This window comes from Nonomuraea wenchangensis, assembly GCF_900111685.1.
Lineage (GTDB): Bacteria > Actinomycetota > Actinomycetes > Streptosporangiales > Streptosporangiaceae > Nonomuraea > Nonomuraea wenchangensis.
On record NZ_FOHX01000005.1, the window covers coordinates 400137 to 416699 of the forward strand.

General features: G+C 71.6%; 15 protein-coding genes and 1 tRNA gene. 7 read left to right on the plus strand and 9 right to left on the minus strand.

Features of this window, described 5'->3' with window-relative positions:
- Positions 1–96: 96 nt before the first annotated feature.
- The 3 genes from BMW85_RS17645 to BMW85_RS17655 all read left to right on the plus strand — a co-directional run bounded on the left by BMW85_RS17645 (position 97) and on the right by BMW85_RS17655 (position 2509).
- Positions 97–1080, plus strand: coding sequence for a Bug family tripartite tricarboxylate transporter substrate binding protein (locus tag BMW85_RS17645; protein ID WP_091082452.1), 984 nt, complete (start codon positions 97–99; stop codon positions 1078–1080).
- A 116-nt stretch (positions 1081–1196) separates the two neighbouring features.
- Complete coding sequence (locus tag BMW85_RS17650; RefSeq protein WP_143082320.1) at positions 1197–2246, plus strand: mechanosensitive ion channel family protein; 1050 nt, start codon at positions 1197–1199, stop codon at positions 2244–2246.
- A 189-nt stretch (positions 2247–2435) separates the two neighbouring features.
- Positions 2436–2509: transfer RNA gene (locus BMW85_RS17655), tRNA-Leu, on the plus strand.
- Here the strand turns inward: BMW85_RS17655 and BMW85_RS52550 are convergent.
- The 9 genes from BMW85_RS52550 to BMW85_RS17705 all read right to left on the minus strand — a co-directional run bounded on the left by BMW85_RS52550 (position 2469) and on the right by BMW85_RS17705 (position 12708).
- Positions 2469–3884 carry a beta-N-acetylhexosaminidase gene (locus BMW85_RS52550; protein WP_425434342.1) on the minus strand — a complete coding sequence of 472 codons (1416 nt, stop codon included), beginning with the start codon at positions 3882–3884 and terminating at the stop codon, positions 2469–2471. The two genes, BMW85_RS17655 and BMW85_RS52550, sit on opposite strands and share 41 nt — an antisense overlap.
- Entirely contained in the window at positions 3872–5752 is a 1881-nt protein-coding gene (locus tag BMW85_RS17670) for a hypothetical protein (protein ID WP_091082455.1), read from the minus strand. Before BMW85_RS17670 ends, BMW85_RS52550 begins: the two co-directional genes overlap by 13 nt.
- On the minus strand, positions 5749–6735 hold the full coding sequence (locus tag BMW85_RS17675) for an ABC transporter ATP-binding protein (RefSeq protein WP_091082457.1): 987 nt from the start codon (positions 6733–6735) through the stop codon (positions 5749–5751). Before BMW85_RS17675 ends, BMW85_RS17670 begins: the two co-directional genes overlap by 4 nt.
- Complete coding sequence (locus BMW85_RS17680) at positions 6728–7699, minus strand: ABC transporter ATP-binding protein (protein WP_091082458.1); 972 nt, start codon at positions 7697–7699, stop codon at positions 6728–6730. Before BMW85_RS17680 ends, BMW85_RS17675 begins: the two co-directional genes overlap by 8 nt.
- Positions 7696–8541 carry an ABC transporter permease gene (locus BMW85_RS17685; protein ID WP_091082460.1) on the minus strand — a complete coding sequence of 282 codons (846 nt, stop codon included), beginning with the start codon at positions 8539–8541 and terminating at the stop codon, positions 7696–7698. Before BMW85_RS17685 ends, BMW85_RS17680 begins: the two co-directional genes overlap by 4 nt.
- Entirely contained in the window at positions 8538–9542 is a 1005-nt protein-coding gene (locus tag BMW85_RS17690; protein ID WP_091082461.1) for an ABC transporter permease, read from the minus strand. Before BMW85_RS17690 ends, BMW85_RS17685 begins: the two co-directional genes overlap by 4 nt.
- On the minus strand, positions 9543–11222 hold the full coding sequence (locus tag BMW85_RS17695; protein ID WP_245774873.1) for an ABC transporter substrate-binding protein: 1680 nt from the start codon (positions 11220–11222) through the stop codon (positions 9543–9545).
- 331 nt (positions 11223–11553) lie between these two features.
- Positions 11554–12114 (minus strand): dihydrofolate reductase family protein, encoded by a 561-nt coding sequence (locus BMW85_RS17700; RefSeq protein WP_177240730.1) that lies wholly within the window; start codon positions 12112–12114, stop codon positions 11554–11556.
- Between the two features lie 123 nt (positions 12115–12237).
- On the minus strand, positions 12238–12708 hold the full coding sequence (locus BMW85_RS17705) for a GNAT family N-acetyltransferase (RefSeq protein WP_218155821.1): 471 nt from the start codon (positions 12706–12708) through the stop codon (positions 12238–12240).
- Positions 12709–12845: 137 nt separating this feature from the next.
- On the opposite strand from BMW85_RS17705, the gene BMW85_RS17710 reads away from it, so the two are divergent.
- From BMW85_RS17710 to BMW85_RS17725, 4 genes are all read left to right on the plus strand, one after another.
- Positions 12846–13295 (plus strand): hypothetical protein, encoded by a 450-nt coding sequence (locus BMW85_RS17710; protein WP_091082468.1) that lies wholly within the window; start codon positions 12846–12848, stop codon positions 13293–13295.
- Between the two features lie 92 nt (positions 13296–13387).
- Entirely contained in the window at positions 13388–14068 is a 681-nt protein-coding gene (locus BMW85_RS17715) for a TetR/AcrR family transcriptional regulator (protein WP_091082470.1), read from the plus strand.
- Complete coding sequence (locus tag BMW85_RS17720; RefSeq protein ID WP_091082472.1) at positions 14065–15267, plus strand: cytochrome P450; 1203 nt, start codon at positions 14065–14067, stop codon at positions 15265–15267. The genes BMW85_RS17715 and BMW85_RS17720 overlap by 4 nt, the downstream gene beginning before the upstream one ends.
- A 98-nt stretch (positions 15268–15365) precedes the next feature.
- On the plus strand, positions 15366–16562 hold the full coding sequence (locus BMW85_RS17725; RefSeq protein WP_091082474.1) for a cytochrome P450: 1197 nt from the start codon (positions 15366–15368) through the stop codon (positions 16560–16562).
- The last annotated feature ends 1 nt before the right edge of the window (position 16563 follow it).

The following is a 16563-nucleotide window of genomic DNA, read 5'->3' on the forward strand; positions in this document are numbered from 1 at the left end:
CGTCCGGTGGGGATCTGACGCCTATATGTGTATCTCTACGTAATGTGTCAATAACAGTAGGTAAGGGGGATTCGCGGAGCTTCGGGGGAGAGACACATGCGCCGTCGACAGTTCCTGGCAAACCTGCTGGCTGCGTCCGGCGCGGTGGCGGGATCGGCGCTGACCGGGGCAGCGCTGACCGGCTGCGGCGCCCGGCAGGGCACCGGCGGCCCCGGCCCCGCGGGGCTGCGGGCCCGGTTCGTCATCAACCCGGCCGCCCGCCGCTGGAGCGAGGCCGGGCAGGCGCTCGCCGGCGCGGCCCGCGCCGCCGGGTACGAGACCGGCGCCGGCACCAAGGTCACCGTGAGCGGCCTGTCCGCGATGACCGCCGCCGAGCTCAACAACGGCCAGACCCTGCTCGACGTGGCCACCCCCCTCGCCCGGCTGGCCGGAGACGTCGAGGTCGTGGTCGTGCCGGGCGACTCCCGCTTCAAGGACTTCGAGGGCTTCGCCGCCCACCTGCTGGCCCAGCCCGGTGCGACGCCGCTGGCCGGCGGCCCGCAGGGGGCGCCCGACCACCTGCTGTTCGGCCTCATCGCCAAGGGCATCGGCGCCGACACCCGGCAGGTCGACTACACCGGTTACCCCGGCAGCCAGGAGGTCGTCACCGCCCTGCTGTCCGGCAAGGCCGCGGCGGCCACCGGGGTGCTCGCCGCCTGGCGGGAGGGCCTCGCCCGCGGCCGGCTGCGGGCGCTCGCGGTCTCGTGCGCCCAGCGGGTGCCCGAGCTGGACGCGCCGACGCTGCTGGAGTCCGGCGTACGGGTCGACTTCACCGACTGGACCGCCGCCTTCGGCCCCGAGGGCATGCCGGACGAGAGCCGCGACGCGGCCGTGCGCATGTGCGAGGACGCGACCTCCTCCACCGGCTGGCTGGCCGCCTGCCGCGCCGCCGGATGGGTCTCGATCCCGCTCGGCGGCGACGACTTCGTGCTCTGGCTGGCCTCCGAGGTCGAGCGCACCCGGGCCGTCCTCCACGATCTGGGGCTGATCACCTCGACGCGGGCCACGACCTGCAGGGGCCGCTGCGGCAACGGCCACTAGAGGGAGGATCCAGCTCGCCGAACTTCTTCGGAAAGTCGTGTCTCCGCTTACCCCGTGGTGGTTGAGGGCAATGTGAGCTTTGACGCGACGTTCGAGGAATTTTGGGGGGCAAGAACGTGCAGTCTCCGGCGGACTGGCCGATCCTCGTGTTCTCGGTGATCGGATCCATCCTCCTGGTCGAAGTGGTCCGGCGGGTGCTCGGCAGGATCGGGCGTAAATGGGCGCTCGCCCAGCACCTCAAGGAGCGCTGCACGTGGCCGGCGTTCGCGGTGGCCGCCGTGGTGGCGACGAACGTGGTGTTCGGGGTGGGCATCCTCGGCGAGTCGGGCCGGCAGCGGGCCCTCGCCGAGGGCGTGGACCGGGTGCTGGGACTGTTCACCATCGCCGCGGTCACCTGGATGATCGTGCAGGCCTCGTACGCGCTGACGGACGTCGTCCTCGACCGGCTGGTGCAGATCGAGGGCGAGCGCAACCGGCGGGCGCGGCGCATCAGGACCCAGATCGCGCTGGTCCGCCGCATCGCCGCCGCGGTCATCATCGTGATCGCGCTCGGCGCGATGCTCTTCTCCTTCCCCGGCGTGCGCGCGCTCGGCGCCGGCCTGCTGGCCTCGGCCGGCATCGCCGGGGCCATCGTCGGCATCGCCGCCCAGCCCACGATCGGCAACGTGCTCGCCGGGCTGCAGCTCGCCTTCAGCGACGCGCTCCGGCTGGACGACGTGGTCGTGGTCGAGGAGGAGTGGGGGCGGATCGAGGAGCTGACGCTCACGTACGTGGTGCTGCGGCTGTGGGACGAGCGGCGGCTCGTGCTGCCGGTCAGCTACTTCACGCAGCACCCGTTCGAGAACTGGACCCGGCACGGCAGCCGCGTGCTGGCCGTGGTCCACCTGCGGGTGGACTGGTCGGTGCCGGTCAAGCGGCTGCGCGAGGCGCTGTACGAGTTCCTCCAGGGCAACCCGCTGTGGGACCAGAAGGACTGGACGCTGCAGGTCACCGACGTGCTGCCCAACGGGCTGATCGAGCTGCGCTGCCTGATGAGCGCCGCCGACTCGCCGTCGGCGTGGGACCTCAAGTGCGACGTGCGCGAGTTCCTGGTCGACTACGTGCGCGACAACCATCCGGAGGCGCTGCCCCGCTTCCGCGTCGAGAGCGCGGAGCTCCCCGGATAAATGAATGGCCCAATGCCGATCACCCCTTTAACGTGGTGAATGTCCGGCAACGAACTTCTTGTTCTTCCTTCGCGGCGGTCCTGAAAGAAGAGGGCCGCGGGCCGCGGCCTGGCCGACGGGATTGGCGCCCCCCGGCCGGACCCCGCCCACACCCCGGGCCGGCTCACGCCGGCCGAGCCCGGGGTCCACGCCGCTCTGGCCCAACTGGCAGAGGCGCCGCCTTCAGGAGGCGGAGGTTCGGGGTTCGAATCCCTGGAGCGGCACGGGCCGGGCCGTCGTGACCCGGAGGGCCCGGGCGGCGCGCCCCCGGAACTCCGCGTACGTCAGGCCGGACGTGCTCGCGCTCCACATCTTCTGGGCGAGCACCCCCACGGTGTCCTCGATCAGCTCGTACATCCGCTCCTCGCCGTACGCGGCGTGCACCAGGTCGTTCCACAGGGCCGGCATGGCGCCGAGCAGGCGGGGGTCGTCCGGGGCGAGGCTCTGGCCGCCGGCGAAGACGTGCGGCTCCCAGTGCTCGTGCAGCCACGCGCCGTCGAGGCCCCGGCCGTGGTAGTAGTCCGCCTCCGGGACGATGTAGAGCAGGTCGTCGTTGCTGTTGATCAGCGGGTACGCGTCGCCCTCGGCCCCCTCGGGCCCGTAGAAGCCGTTGTTCCAGCTGTTGATCACGACGTCCGGATCGAACCCGGTCGTGTCACCCGTGGGGGACAGGCGGGTGAAGCCGCCCCAGGCGCGGGGCTGCTTGCCCAGCGACCGCAGGTGCGCGGCCATCTCGTTGAAGAAGCGTTTCCACAGCTCCTTGCTCTGGTAGTACTCGTCCGCCCCGAAGTGCGCCGCGGGCCCGCGGAACCACGGCACGAACTCCTCGAACACCTCCTTGACCAGCTTCGTCGCCGCCGGGTTGGCCAGGTCGAGATGGTCGGAGTCGCCCCCGTCGTGGCCGATGGAGGGCTCGTAGGCGATGAACGCCCGCGCGTGGGCGGGCGCGTCGATCTCCGGCACGATCGTGACCGCGTGCGCCGCCGCGGCCTCCTCGAACCCGTCCCAGTCGGCCCGCGAGTACGACTCCGCCGCGGCCAGCCCGGGAAAGGCGTCCGACCGCAGCCGGAACGCCGACACCGCCCGGCTCCAGTCTCCGTCCGGCGGCTTGATCTCGTTGTCGTTGAGGTGCAGCTGCAGCTCGTTGAGCTTGAACGTGCCCATCAGCCCGATGAGCCGGTGGATCATGGCCGGCGTGACGAAGCGGCGGCCGACGTCCAGCATGTAGCCGCGGACCGGATAGTTCGGCCAGTCCTCGGCGACGCCCACGGGGGCGCGGCCGTCCTCGCCGAGGATCTGCAGCAGGCTGCGGGTGCCGTAGAAGAGCCCGGCCGGGGCGGGCGCCTCGACGAGGACCCGTTCTGGCGTGATCTCCAGCCGGTAGCTCTCGGGGCCGCGCCCGGACTGCGCGAGGGCGAGCACGATGTCCCCGCCCGCGTCGCCGTACGGGACGCCCAGCTCGGCGGCGAACCGCCGGGCCTGCTCCGGGGCGTCCCGCGAGACCACCCGGGAGCCGCCGCCGAGCCGGAACTCGCCGGCCCCGCCCGTCCACTGCTGCAGGGCGGGGATCACCACGGGACGCCCGTTCACGCCGGCCACTCCGTCACCAGGTAGCCGCGGTGCGGCAGCTCCACGTCCGTGGCGTCGGCCGGCCGGGGCTCGGCGAGCGGCGCGAGCAGGGTCGTCACCGCGTACTCCGGCACGCCGGACAGCACCGGCCTGGCGGGGTCGGCCGAGCCGTTGACGACCGCGAGCCGCCACCGGCCGCCGACCCTGGCGAGCTGCGGCATGAGGTGCGGCCCGCCGGTCACCATGGGGAAGTCGCCGCCCAGCCACCGGACCGCCCGCTGCGCCAGCGCCTGCCCGTCGTCGCAGCGCGCGAGCCGCTCGGGGGCGCAGGCCGCCAGGGTGACCACCCGGCCGCCCAGCCCGTTGACGTAGGCGACCCGCCCGTCACCCCACGGCTCGTCCCGGGGCGTGAGCACCCGCGTCCACACCTCGGCCGCGGGGTGGGCGGCGAGCCTCGCCAGCGCGGGCTGCAGGTTCACGCTCAGCAGCCCGCCGCCGTCCTCGATCCGCTCCATGCTGTACGGCAGCCGCGACGGCGTCCACCGGTCGATCACCTCCTCGACCCGCACACCGAGCAGCGAGCCGTACCCGCGCTCGGTGAGGATCAGCGCCGCGTGCCCGTCGAGCAGCACCCCGCCGGAGAACAGCTCCTCCACCCGCTCGTCGGGCAGCCCCCAGGCGACCTTGCCGAACAGGGCGGTGACCGGCGCGATCCCGGCCCGGATCGGGACGCCGTACGGCAGCAGGTAGTCGGCCGGCCGCAGCGGGTCGGCGATCAGCCCCTCGATGGTGCCGTCGCCCTGCACCCGCGCGGCCGTGTCCGGCCACCAGGGGACGCCGACGCCGTGCGTCTCCAGGTCGCGGCCCGCCGTGAGGTCGAGCGCGGGACGCGAGCGGTCGAGCAGCTCGCCGATCCTGGGATGGCGCTGGGGCTCGCCGGTCACGAAGGGATGCAGGTCGAGCAGCATGCCGTCGGCGCCGGACAGCCGCGCCGCGACCATCTCCGACCACGTCTGGGTGTCGGACTTGGTCCACTCGGTGTGGGGCGAGTTCTCGATCTCCGGCGCCACCTCGGCGCCTGCGGGGCGGATCGCCCGCTGGAGCTCGAGCATCGCGAGCGAGTACGACAGCCGCGCCCCCGGCACGTCGTTGTAGGGCGCGAAGTGCGGCCGGTGCACCTTGGCCCGCTCGAAGACCGCCCCCCAGTCGCGTCCCTCGATCGAGGCCACGTCCAGCCGGGAGCTCATCAGCCCGAGCACGGCCCGCCCGGCCACCGCGTCCCTTATAGCGTCCAGGACCTCCAGCTGGGCCTCCCGCCAGGTCCGCTGCAGCAGCGCCCGCCACGGGTGCGGCGGCCCGCCGGCGGTGATGGCGGCGACCAGCTCCTCCCGGGCGGGCTCCGCGCCGGCGAGCGCCGCGAACCGGGTCAGCATCTCGGGCTCGAACCCGCCGCCCCAGGTCAGCGGCTCGTGGTTGTGGTAGCGGAAGTCGTCCTCGACCCACAGGACGCGGAAGCCCAGCCCGGCGAAGCGCCCGTAGTGGCCGGCCACCCACTCGCGCCAGACCGGGCAGGCGAAGGACGCGCAGGTGGTGGCGACCTCGCCGAGCGGCGAGACCATGGGCGCGAAGCCGAGGTCCTGGACGCGGCCCCGGTCGGTGTGCCCCGCCGTGATCCACGGGTTGAGGCTGGCGCCGATCCCGTAGCGGTCCAGCACCTCCTTGGCCTGCGCGATGTGCTCGAACCACAGGTCCTCGCCGACTCCCGCCGGATGGCCGGAGTGCAGCTCCTCCGCGCCGTAGAACAGCACCACCTCGGGGATGGCGTGGTCGACGCAGTAGCGGGCCAGTGCGGTGGCGTCCCGTCCGGGCAGCACCTGGTAGCGAAGGTGGTAGGTCATGGCGTCGGGGTGTCCTCCGGTCGGGTGACGTGCAGCCAGCAGTTGGTCCAGCCGCCGTCGGGGAACTCGGTGCGCGGCGGGAACTCCGTCCGGCACTCGTCCCTGGCGAACGGGCAGCGTGGGTGGAAGCGGCAGCCGGGCGGCGGGTCCACCAGGCTGGGCGGCTCGCCGAGCTTCTCGGCGGCGGTGAACGCCGAGCTGCCCGCGGCGCGCTCGGGATCGGGCGAGGAGTCGACGAGCAGCCGCGTGTACGGGTGCTTCGGCTCCTGGATGACCGACTCCGCCGGGCCGCCCTCGACCATCTGGCCGGCGTACATGACGAAGACGTCGTCCGACAGGTAGCGGGCGCTGGCGATGTCGTGCGTGATGTAGAGCAGCGCCAGCCCCTCCTCGTCGCGGAGCCTGGCCAGCAGGTTGAGCACGTCGAGCCGGATCGACACGTCCAGCATCGAGATCGGCTCGTCACCGAGCAGCACCGACGGCCGCACGGCGAGCGCCCGCGCGATCGCCACCCGCTGCCGCTGGCCGCCCGACAGCTCGTGCGGCAGCTTGCGCGCGAACTCCGCCTCCGGCGTCAGGTTGACCTTGCCGAGCAGCTCGCGCACGTGCTCGTCGCCGGCCGGGTGCGCGTGCAACTTCAGCGCCCTGCGCAGGTTGTGCTCCACCCTCCGCAGCGAGTTGAGCGAGGCGAACGGGTCCTGGAAAACGAGCTGCACCTCGCCGGCGAAACGTCTGTCCGGCCCGGTCACGGGCTCGCCGCGCAGCAGGATCCGCCCCGAGGTCACCGGGTAGAACTGGGCCAGCAGCCGGGCCAGCGTCGTCTTGCCGCTGCCGCTCTCGCCGACCAGCGCGGCGATCCTTCCCCGGTGGAGGCGCAGCGTGACGTTCTCCACCGCGCGGACCGTCACGTGCCTGCCGACGCCGTCGCGCGACTCGAAGTGCTTGGTCACGTCCTCGGCGGCGAGGATCGGGATGTCAGACATGCGCCCTCTCTCGGTCGTGCAGGTGACAGGCCGCCAGGCCGCCGCCCACCGGCAGCAGCTCGGGACGCCGCTCCGCGCAGTCGCCGAACCGCCGCGCGCAGCGCGGCTCGAACGCGCACCCGGGCGGCAGGTCGCGCAGCGCGGGCGGGGTGCCGGGGATGCCGCTGAGCTTGGTGACCGGCGCGCGCAGCGGCGGGAAGGAGTCGCGCAGGCCCTTCGTGTACGGGTGCTTGGGGTCGGCGTAGATGCCGGCCGCCTCACCGATCTCCACGATCCGGCCGGCGTACATGACGGCGATCCGGTCGGCCAGCTCGACCAGCAGCGACAGGTCGTGCGTGACGAACACCACCGAGAAGCCCAGCCGGTCGCGGAGCTGGAGGATCTGGGAGAGGATCTGGCGCTGCATGACGACGTCCACGGCGGTGGTGGGCTCGTCCATGACGACCAGCTCGGGGTCGCAGGCCAGCGCCAGGGCGATCATCGCGCGCTGGCGCATGCCGCCGGACATCTCGTGCGGGTACGACCGGGCCCGGTCGGGCGAGATGCCCACCATCTCCAGCAGCTCGGCGGTGCGCTTTCCGGCGTCGCGGTAGCCGTGCGCCTTCAGCACGTCGGCGAACTGGGCGCTCAGCCGGGCGACGGGGTTGAGCGCGTCCATGGCGCTCTGCAGCACCACGGCGATCCTGCGCCAGCGCAGCGTGCGCAGCTCCCTGTCGGTCCTGGCGGCGAGGTCCACGGGCTCGCCGTCGCGCGGATGCAGCCACACCTCGCCGCCGGTCAGCGCCGCCGGCGGGCGCAGCAGCCGCATGATCGCCATGATGAGGGTGGACTTGCCGCAGCCGGACTCGCCCGCCACGCCGAGGATCTCGCCGCGCCGGAGCTGGAAGCTCACGTCGTTGACGGCCCGTACGGCTCCCTTGGCCGAGACGTAGTCGACGTCCAGCCCTTTGACGTCCAGGATCATGCGAGCGCCTTTCTCATCGCCTTGATGTCGGCCGTGCGCAGGCGAGGGTTCATGACCTCGTCGATGCCGAAGTTGACCAGCCCGGTCGCGGTGCCGAGCAGCGCGATGCACAGGCCGGGCGGGACGAACCACCACCACATGCCGTTGAGCAGGGCCACCTGCCTGGCCTGGTCGATGATGGTGCCCCAGCTCACGGTGTCGGCCGAGGAGATGCCGAGGAAGGCCAGCCCGGCCTCGGCCAGGACCGCGCCCAGCACCAGGTGCAGGAACATCGCCGAGATCCAGCCGGCCAGGTGCGGCAGCACCTCCACGAAGATCAGCCGCGTCCTGGTCTCGCCGAGCATGCGCATCGCCATGACGAAGTCCCGCCCCCGCAGGGAGAGCGTCTGCGCCCGCAGGGTGCGGGCGCCGGGCGCCCACCCGAACAGCCCGATGATCAGCGCGATCGTGACCGGGCCGGTGTCCTGCACGTAGCCCGCCACGATAAGGGTGAGCGGGAGCACGGGCAGGACCAGGAACATGTTGGTCAGGAAGGACAGCAGCGCGTCGATCCGGCCGCCGAAGAAGCCCGCGGTGACGCCGACCACGACCGCGAGCACGATGCCGATGACGCCGGCCAGCGCGCCGACCACCATCGAGTTGCGCGTCCCGGCGATCACCTGGGCGAGCACGTCGGTGCCCTGGCTGGTGGCGCCGAGCAGATGGCCGCCGCCCGGCGGCCGGCTGATCGCGTCGTAGTCGATCTTCCAGGGTCCGATGCCCATCAGGTCGTTGAGCCACGGACCGACGACCGCGACCACCGCGAAGAAGGCGATGATGCCGATGCCGACGCGGACCTTCATCGGCCTGCCTCCCTCGTGCGCGGGTCGATCATCACGTAGACGGAGTCGGCCACGAAGTTGGCCAGCAGCACGGTGAGCGTCGTCAGCAGGAAGACGCCCTGCATGAGCGGATAGTCGCGCTTGCTGACCGCGTCGTACAGCAGGTAGCCGATGCCGGGATAGGAGAAGACGATCTCGGTGAGCAGCGCGCCGCCGAGCACGCCGCCGATCGCCATGGCGAAGCCGGTGACGCTGGGCAGCAGGGCGTTGCGGGCGGCGTACCGGAACATGACCCGCCCGGCCGAGAGCCCTTTGGCCCGGCCGAGCAGCACGTAGTCCTCGCTGACGGCCGTGACCATCATGTTGCGCATGCCGAGCAGCCAGCCGCCGAAGGCGGAGAAGACGATCGTCGCGGCGGGCATCACCAGGTGTTCCAGGACGCTGCCCAGGAAGCCCGGCCCGCCGTACAGGTCGGGGTCGAAGCCGCCGCCCAGCGGGAACCAGCCGAGCACCAGGCCGAACACGTACAGGGCGATGAGCGCCACCCAGAAGTACGGGAGCGCGCTCAGGAACGTCGACAGGGGCGACAGGAACCCGTCGAGCCGCCCGCCCGGCTTCCAGCCGGCCGCGATCCCGAGACCGGTCCCGAGCAGGAAGGCGATCACCGTGGTGGTGCCGACCAGCAGCAGCGTCCACGGCAGACCGGCCCCGAGCAGCTCGCCCACCGGGGTAGGGAAGCGGCTGACGGACAGGCCGAAGTCGAGCCGCGCGATGCTCACGAGATAGTCCCAGTACTGCTGGAGCAGGCCGGCGCGCGGGTCGCCGAACAGCTTCTGGATCGCCGCCACGGTCTCGGGCGAGACGGACTCGCCCGACTGCCGCTGCAACTGCCGGACGATCACGGACGCGGGGTCCCCCGGCATGAGCCGGGGGATGAGGAAGTTCAGCGTGATCGCCGACCAGGCGGTGGCCAGGTAGAAGCCCACCCGCCTGGTCAGGAACCGCCACTTGCCCTGCTTCATCTACGCGCCCGCGGGCTTGAGGCCCTTGAGGGTCAGCACGATGTCCGGGCCGATCCCGCTGTGCGGGACGTGCTGGGTGTCGCCCGCCTCGGGCCAGCCCGTCCAGCGGGCCTGGTTCATCTCGACGAACCAGTCGGCGGTGAACATCGGGGAGTACGGCACCTGGTCCAGCACGATCTTCTGGAGCTGGTGGCCGGTCTCCTTCTGCGCCTCCGGGTCGCCGGCGCTCGTGCGCAGCTTGTCGAGGAGCGGCGCGGTGGACCCGTCCTTCCAGCGGCCCTGGTTCTGGTACTGGGCGTCCTTGCCGCTCGGCACGTACGTCTCGGGGTCGAGCTGGTCGGTGAAGACGGAGTAGAGGCCGTTGGAGCCGCCGGTCCAGTAGAGGGCCATGTCGAAGTCGCCGTCGTTGAGCTGCGGGTCGTAGTTCTCCTCGGGCACGGCCGTGACCTTCACGTCCAGGCCCAGGTTGGTCTTCCACTGGTCCTGCATGCCCTTGCCGTACGCCATCCAGTTGGCGTACTCCTGCACGACCTTGACGCCCAGCGGGTAGGTCTTGCCGTCCTTGGCGAGCTGCCCGTCCTGGACGGTCCAGCCGCCGTCGGCCAGCGCCTTCTTGGCCCCTTCCGCGTCGAGGGCCTGCGGCGCGCACTCCGGGGCCATGAAGTCGGCGTACACGGCGGGCTCCAGGCCGCACGCGTTGGCCGGCTCCTGGCCGGTGGGCGCCAGTTTGAGCAGGCTGGAACGATCCAGACTCCTCGACAGCGCCCGGCGCACGTTGACGTCGTCGAAGGGCGCCTTGTCCATGTTGAACAGCAGCGACTCCTCGCCGCCCGTGTGGAACGTCTTGTAGACGTTGGTCTTCGGATCACGGGCCATGTACTCCTGCTCGGCGTTCGGCCAGGAGATGGTGGCGAAGTCGATGTCGCCCTTGAGCAGGCGGGCCTTGGTCTGGTCGTCGGAACCGGTGGCGACGATCTTGATCGTCTTCATCGGGAACGGACCGCCCCAGTAGTCCGCGCGCGTCTCCAGCGTGAACTGCTGCGGGGTGAACGCGGTCAGCTTGCCCACGCCCGTGCCGACCGGGTCGGGGTTCGTCCAGGTCTTGAGGTCCTTGTCCTTCCAGACGTGCTCGGGCACAACCCGGGGCGCGAAGCCGGTGACGCCGAGGGCGAAGCGGTAGAAGTCGAGCTGGGCGGGCTTCTTCCACTTGACGACCACGGTGTGCTCGTCGGTCGCCTCGGCCGAGACGTAGGTCTGGCCGCCGGTGTTCAGCTCGGGGTACTTCAGCGGGATGTTCAGCGTGAAGGCGACGTCCTTGCTGGTCATCGGGGTGCCGTCGGAGAACTTCACGTCGGCGCGGAGCTTGAGCGTGACGGTCTTGTCGCCGTCGCTCCACTCCCACGACTCGGCCAGCCACGGCTCCAGCTGCCCGCCCTTGAAGACGTTGCGGCGCACCAGCGGCTCGTAGATGAGGCTGATCTGCGGGGCGATGTCGGTGGAGGGGGAGTAGATGTTGAAGTTGCGCGAGTACGTGGTCGCGTTGTTGACCCGCAGGCTGATCGAGTCCGCCACGCCGCCGCCGGTCTCCTGGGTTCCGCCGGCGGTTCCGGGCGAGCACGCGGTCATCAGCAGTGCCAGAGCGAGTGTTCCCACGGCTGCAGAGGATCTGAGCTTGGACATGGGAGTGCTCCTTCGTCAGGGTCGGGGAGGTGGTGAGGAGGCTAGCGCTGATTTATGCAAATAAGTAGCGCTATCTGAGCACGTATCAGCAGACGATGCCCCTCCGCGACGCGATTGTGAGCAACCCGTGACTAAAATATGTAGGACAGTTTCATAAAGGGGCCTGTTGGGCGGGGGTGTGGCGGGGTCCCGAGGGTGCGGACCGACGCCGGATCGTCCTAATAATGAAGAAACTTGAATTAATTGGCCTGGGTGCGGGTCGGCGGGCATACGAAAACCCCCTGCCCCGGAGTGCGCTCCGGGACAGGGGGTGGCGGGTGACCAGGCGTTTCTACGGCTCGTTCCGCGCGGCCGGACGGTAGACGAGGTTCAGCACGCCCGTGGGGAAGGTCTCCGAGCTCACCAGCTCCAGCGGGATCGGGGACCCCTCGTCGAACAGCCGCTCGCCCTTGCGGACCGCGATCGGGTGCACCAGCAGGTGCAGCTCGTCCAGCAGGCCCGCCTCCAGGAGCTGGCGGACCACCGAGACCGAGCCGCTGATCGCGATGCGGCCGCCCTCCTCCCGCTTCAGCGCGGTCACGGCCTCGACCAGGTCGCCCTGGAGCAGCTCGCAGTTGCGCCAAGTGAACTCCAGGGGCTGGCGCGAGACGATGATCTTGCGGGCGTCCCCGAGCGCCTTGGCGAAGCCGGCGTCCTCGCCGCCCTCCGCCTCCCGCTCCGGCCACGCGCCGGCGAAGCTGTCGTACGTCACCCGCCCCAGGATCAGCGTGTCGGCCATCTGCGCCTCCACGGCGGCGCCCATCGCGTCGTCGAAGTACGGGAAGTGCCAGTCGGCCGGGTCCTGCACGACACCGTCGAGGGAGATGAACAGGCCGGCGGCGATGGTCCTCATGATGATCCTCCAGGGGAAAGGGGGCCGGGCGTGCGGCCCGCCGTCGTGGTCTGGTCACAGCCTCGCCGAGCCCGCTTACGCATTCCTTAAGGTCTTCCTGCGCGGCCAGGGTCCTCGGCGCCGTCAGGCGGTGGTGAAGGAGATCCACACGTCCGGGGGGACGTCGGGCCGGCCGGGGACGGGGAGGCGTTCCTCGGTCCACGCCGTGCCGGCGATCCCGGTGGCGACGCGCCGCCAGAACGCGACGGCCGCGGTGTTCGTGTCCTGGAAGGCGATGCGCCACGGGCCGGGGTGCCGGTCGATCACCTCGCGGACGACCGCCGATCCGACGCCGGACCGGCGCGCGCCGCGGACCACGAAGAAGCTGTTCAGCACGCGCTCGGGACCGGACACGGCGCGTACGAACGAGAACCCGACCGGCCGGTCGCCGCTGGTGAACAGGTAGGCCGCCCAGTCGTCGTCCTCGAACGCCTGACGCAGCCGGTCGCTGTGGTAGGTGCCGTCGGGGCTCGGCAGGCCGCCCTGGTAGTCGGCCATGTCGTGGCGGAACATCAGCCAGAGCCGTTCGACGGTGGGGCGGTCGGCGGCGGTCACGGGTCGTACGAGAACCGGAGAAACAGTCATAGAACCACTTTCGGCCGGAAGTAAATCCGGCCGGAAAGGTAAAACTAGCAGAGTCCGGACGCTGACCTGCGCGCATCCTTCGCGCTGCGGCGGGTAACGCGGGGTCCATGGCATACACACCCGATCAGGACCATCGCCGCCCCGACGGCGCCGATGACCAGGCGGTCAAGGCCGCCGGCATGCTGTCGGAGGCGCTGGAGACGGTCGAGCGCGCCCGCGGCCACCTCTACTCCTTCCACCAGCTCACCGGCTCCGCCCACGCCACGGTGGCCGAGGTCGTGAAGCTGCTCGGCGGGACCGGCCACGACGACCTGGCCCGCCGGCTGGCCGCCGAACTGGTCGGCCGCGACGTCCTGCCGGGCCGGTGGACGTTCCAGATCGTCGAGGAGTACGACGACGACTACTACGCGACCTTCCGCGAGCTGGAACGCGAGGTGCGCGACCGGCTCATGGCCGGCCGCCGGCACGTGTACGAGGCGGAGATGAAGCAGCGCTCGCAGGCAGCGGGAGAGGCTGCGGGGGAGGCTGCGGGGAAGGCGGTGACCGGCAGAACGTAAAGCAGTTGCTTGACTTGCGCGGACCTGTTTGGTTGTGTGAAACCGACAGGGGGAGCACACCATGCGTCAAGTCGGCTGTCAGTGAGCTGGCAGTGAGCGCCGTCCGCGCCGAGCGCGTCAACGCCACCCGCGCCCAGATCCTCGCCGCCGCCGAGCGGCTGTTCGCCGAGCGCGGCGTCTACGCCGTCTCCAACCGCCAGGTCAGCCAGGTGGCCGGCCAGGGCAACAACGCCGCCGTCGGCTACCACTTCGGCACCAAGGCCGACCTCGTCCGGGCGATCGTGCGCGCCCACACCGAGCGGGTCGAGCTGCTGCGCCGCCGCCTGCTGGCCGGGGCAGGGGGCTCGGACGACGTACGCGACTGGGTGGGCTGCCTGGTCCGCTCGTTCACCGGGCACCTGGACGACCTCGGCCCGCCCACCTGGTATGCCCGCTTCGCCGCCCAGGTCATGACCGACCCCGCGCTCCGCCTGATCATGGCCGAGGAGGCGCTGAACTCGCCGACCCTGCGCCGCGTGGTGGACGGCCTGCGGCGCTGCCTGCCCGAGCTGCCCCCCGAGGTGCACGCCGAGCGCGCCGAGATGGCGGGCCAGCTCGTCGTCCACATGTGCGCCGAGCGCGAGCACGCGCTCGCAGAAGGCCGCCCCACCCTCCGGCCGAGCTGGCACGACGCCGCGACCGGGCTGATCGACGCGGTGGTCGGGATCTGGACGGCCCCCGTCACCACCGCAAGGAACGACACCGCCACGCCGGCGACCGAGGAGGACGCATGACCGAGACACTTCCCGCATTCCCGGGCGTCAGGGCGGCCTCGTGCCCGTTCGACCCGCCGCCCGCGCTGCGCGAGCTGCAGAAGGACGCGCCGCTCACCCGGGTGCGGCTGTGGGACGGCAGCACCGCCTGGCTGGTCACCGCGTACGCCGAGCAGAAGGAGCTGCTCAGCCACCCGCAGGTCAGCTCGGACATCACCCGGCCCGGCTACCCGTTGCCCGCCCAGACACTGCAACGCCCGGACAGCCCGGTGAGCTTCATCCTCATGGACGACCCCGAGCACCACCGGCTGCGCCGCATGGTGCAGGGCTCGTTCACGGTCCGCAGGGTGGAGGGCATGCGCCCGGCCGTGCAGCGCATCGTGGACGACCTCATCGACGGCCTGCTGGCCGGGCCGAAGCCGGTGGACCTGGTGGAGGCGTTCGCGCTGCCGGTGCCGTCGCTGGTGATCTGCGAGCTGCTCGGCGTCCCGTACGCCGACCACGCCTTCTTCCAGGAGAACAGCCAGGTCATCGTCAAGCGGAACGTGTCGCCCGAGGAGCGGGCCGCCGCCGGCGGCCGGCTCAACGACTACCTGGACGGGCTCGTCGCCGACAAGCTCGCGCACCCCTGCGACGACCTGCTGTCCAAGGTGGCCGCCCAGGTCACGGCGGGCGAGCTGAGCAGGCAGGAGGCGGCCAGGATGGGCGTGCTGCTGCTCGTCGCCGGGCACGAGACCACCGCCAACATGATCGCCCTCGGCACCCTCGCCCTGCTCCAGCACCCCGACCAGCTCGCCCTGCTGCGTGAGAGCGACGATCCCGCGCTGGTCGCGGGCGCGGTGGAGGAGCTGCTGCGCTACCTCAACATCACCCACCGGGGACGTCACCGCGTCGCGCTGGCCGACATCGAGATCGCCGGCGAGGTCATCCGCGCCGGGGACGGCCTCATCATGGCCAACGACCTCGGCAACCGCGATCCCGAGGTCTTCCCCGACCCCGACACGCTCGACCTGCGCCGCGACGCCCACCGTCACGTGGCGTTCGGCTTCGGCGTGCACCAGTGCCTCGGCCAGCCGCTGGCCCGCATGGAGCTGCAGGTCGCCTACGCCACCCTCTACCGGCGCGTCCCCACCCTCGCTCTGGCGACGGACCTGGACCGGATCCCGTTCAAGCACGACGGCCAGGTCTACGGGGTCTACGAACTTCCCGTCACGTGGTGACCCCGCGGGTTCCGCGCGGCGCGCGGGCGCAGGCATTACCGTCGGGTTGAGAACGTTGTCAGGAACTCCGTCCGAGGCCGGTCCCTCCGGGAGATGACATGAGCGATCCTGCGGTGGTGCCGCTCCACATGCGGCGCGACGGGTTCGACCCCGACCCCGAGCTGTCCGCCCTGCGCGACGGGGAAGGCGTGCGCCGGGTGTCCACCCCGTTCGGCGTCGACGCGTGGGTGGTGAGCCGCTACGCCGACGTGCGCGAGGTGCTCGGCGACCCGGCGCGGTTCAGCAACGACGTGGGCCTGGCGTTCCGGCCCACCGGCCGCCCGCAGCTCAGCGAGGAGGAGCTGCGGCAGGCGCGGGCGGGCAACCTGCTGGCCTTCGACCCGCCCGAGCACACCCGGCTGCGCCGCATCCTGACGCCCGAGTTCACCATGCGCAGGATGCGCCGCCTGGAGCCGCGCATCCACGAGATCGTCCGCGAGCACCTGGACGCGATGGAGCGCACCGGGCCGCCGGTCGACCTGGTCACCGCCTTCGCCCTGCCGATCCCGTCCCTGGTCATCTGCGAGCTGCTGGGCGTCCCGTACGACGACCGCGACGACTTCCAGCGACGCACCGGCGCGCTGCTCGACATCTCGCTCCCGATGGCCGAACGCCAGGCCGCGAGCCTGGAACAGCGCGCCTACATGGCCGGCCTCGTCGCCCGCGCCCAGGCCGCGCCGGGCGAGGACATGCTCGGCATGCTGGTGCGCGAGCACGGCGACGACCTGTCCACCGACGAGCTGGTGGGCGTCGCCGGGCTGCTGCTGCTGGCCGGGCACGAGACGACGTCCAACATGCTCGGGCTCGGCACCCTGGCGCTGCTGCGCCACCCCGACCAGCTCGCGCTGCTCAGGAAGGAGCCCGAGCGGATCGGCGCCGCCGTGGAGGAGCTGCTGCGCTGGCTCAGCATCGTGCACTCCGGCACCGGCAAGCTCACCACCACCGAGACCGAGCTGTCCGGCGTCCGCATCCCGGCCGGAGCGCTGGTGATGGTCGCGCTGCCCGCGGCCAACCGCGATCCGGCGTTCATCGCCGACCCCGACCGCTTCGACATCGCCCGCGGCGACCTCGGCCACGTCGCCTTCGGTCACGGCGTGCACCACTGCCTCGGCGCGCCGCTCGCCAGGATGGAGATGCGCATCGCCTTCCCCGCGCTGCTGGAGCGCTTCCCCGGGCTGCGCGAGAGCGGCGTCCCGCCGCGGTTCCGCTCCTTCAACGTCGTCTACGGGCTGACCTCCTTCGAGGTCGCCTGGTAGC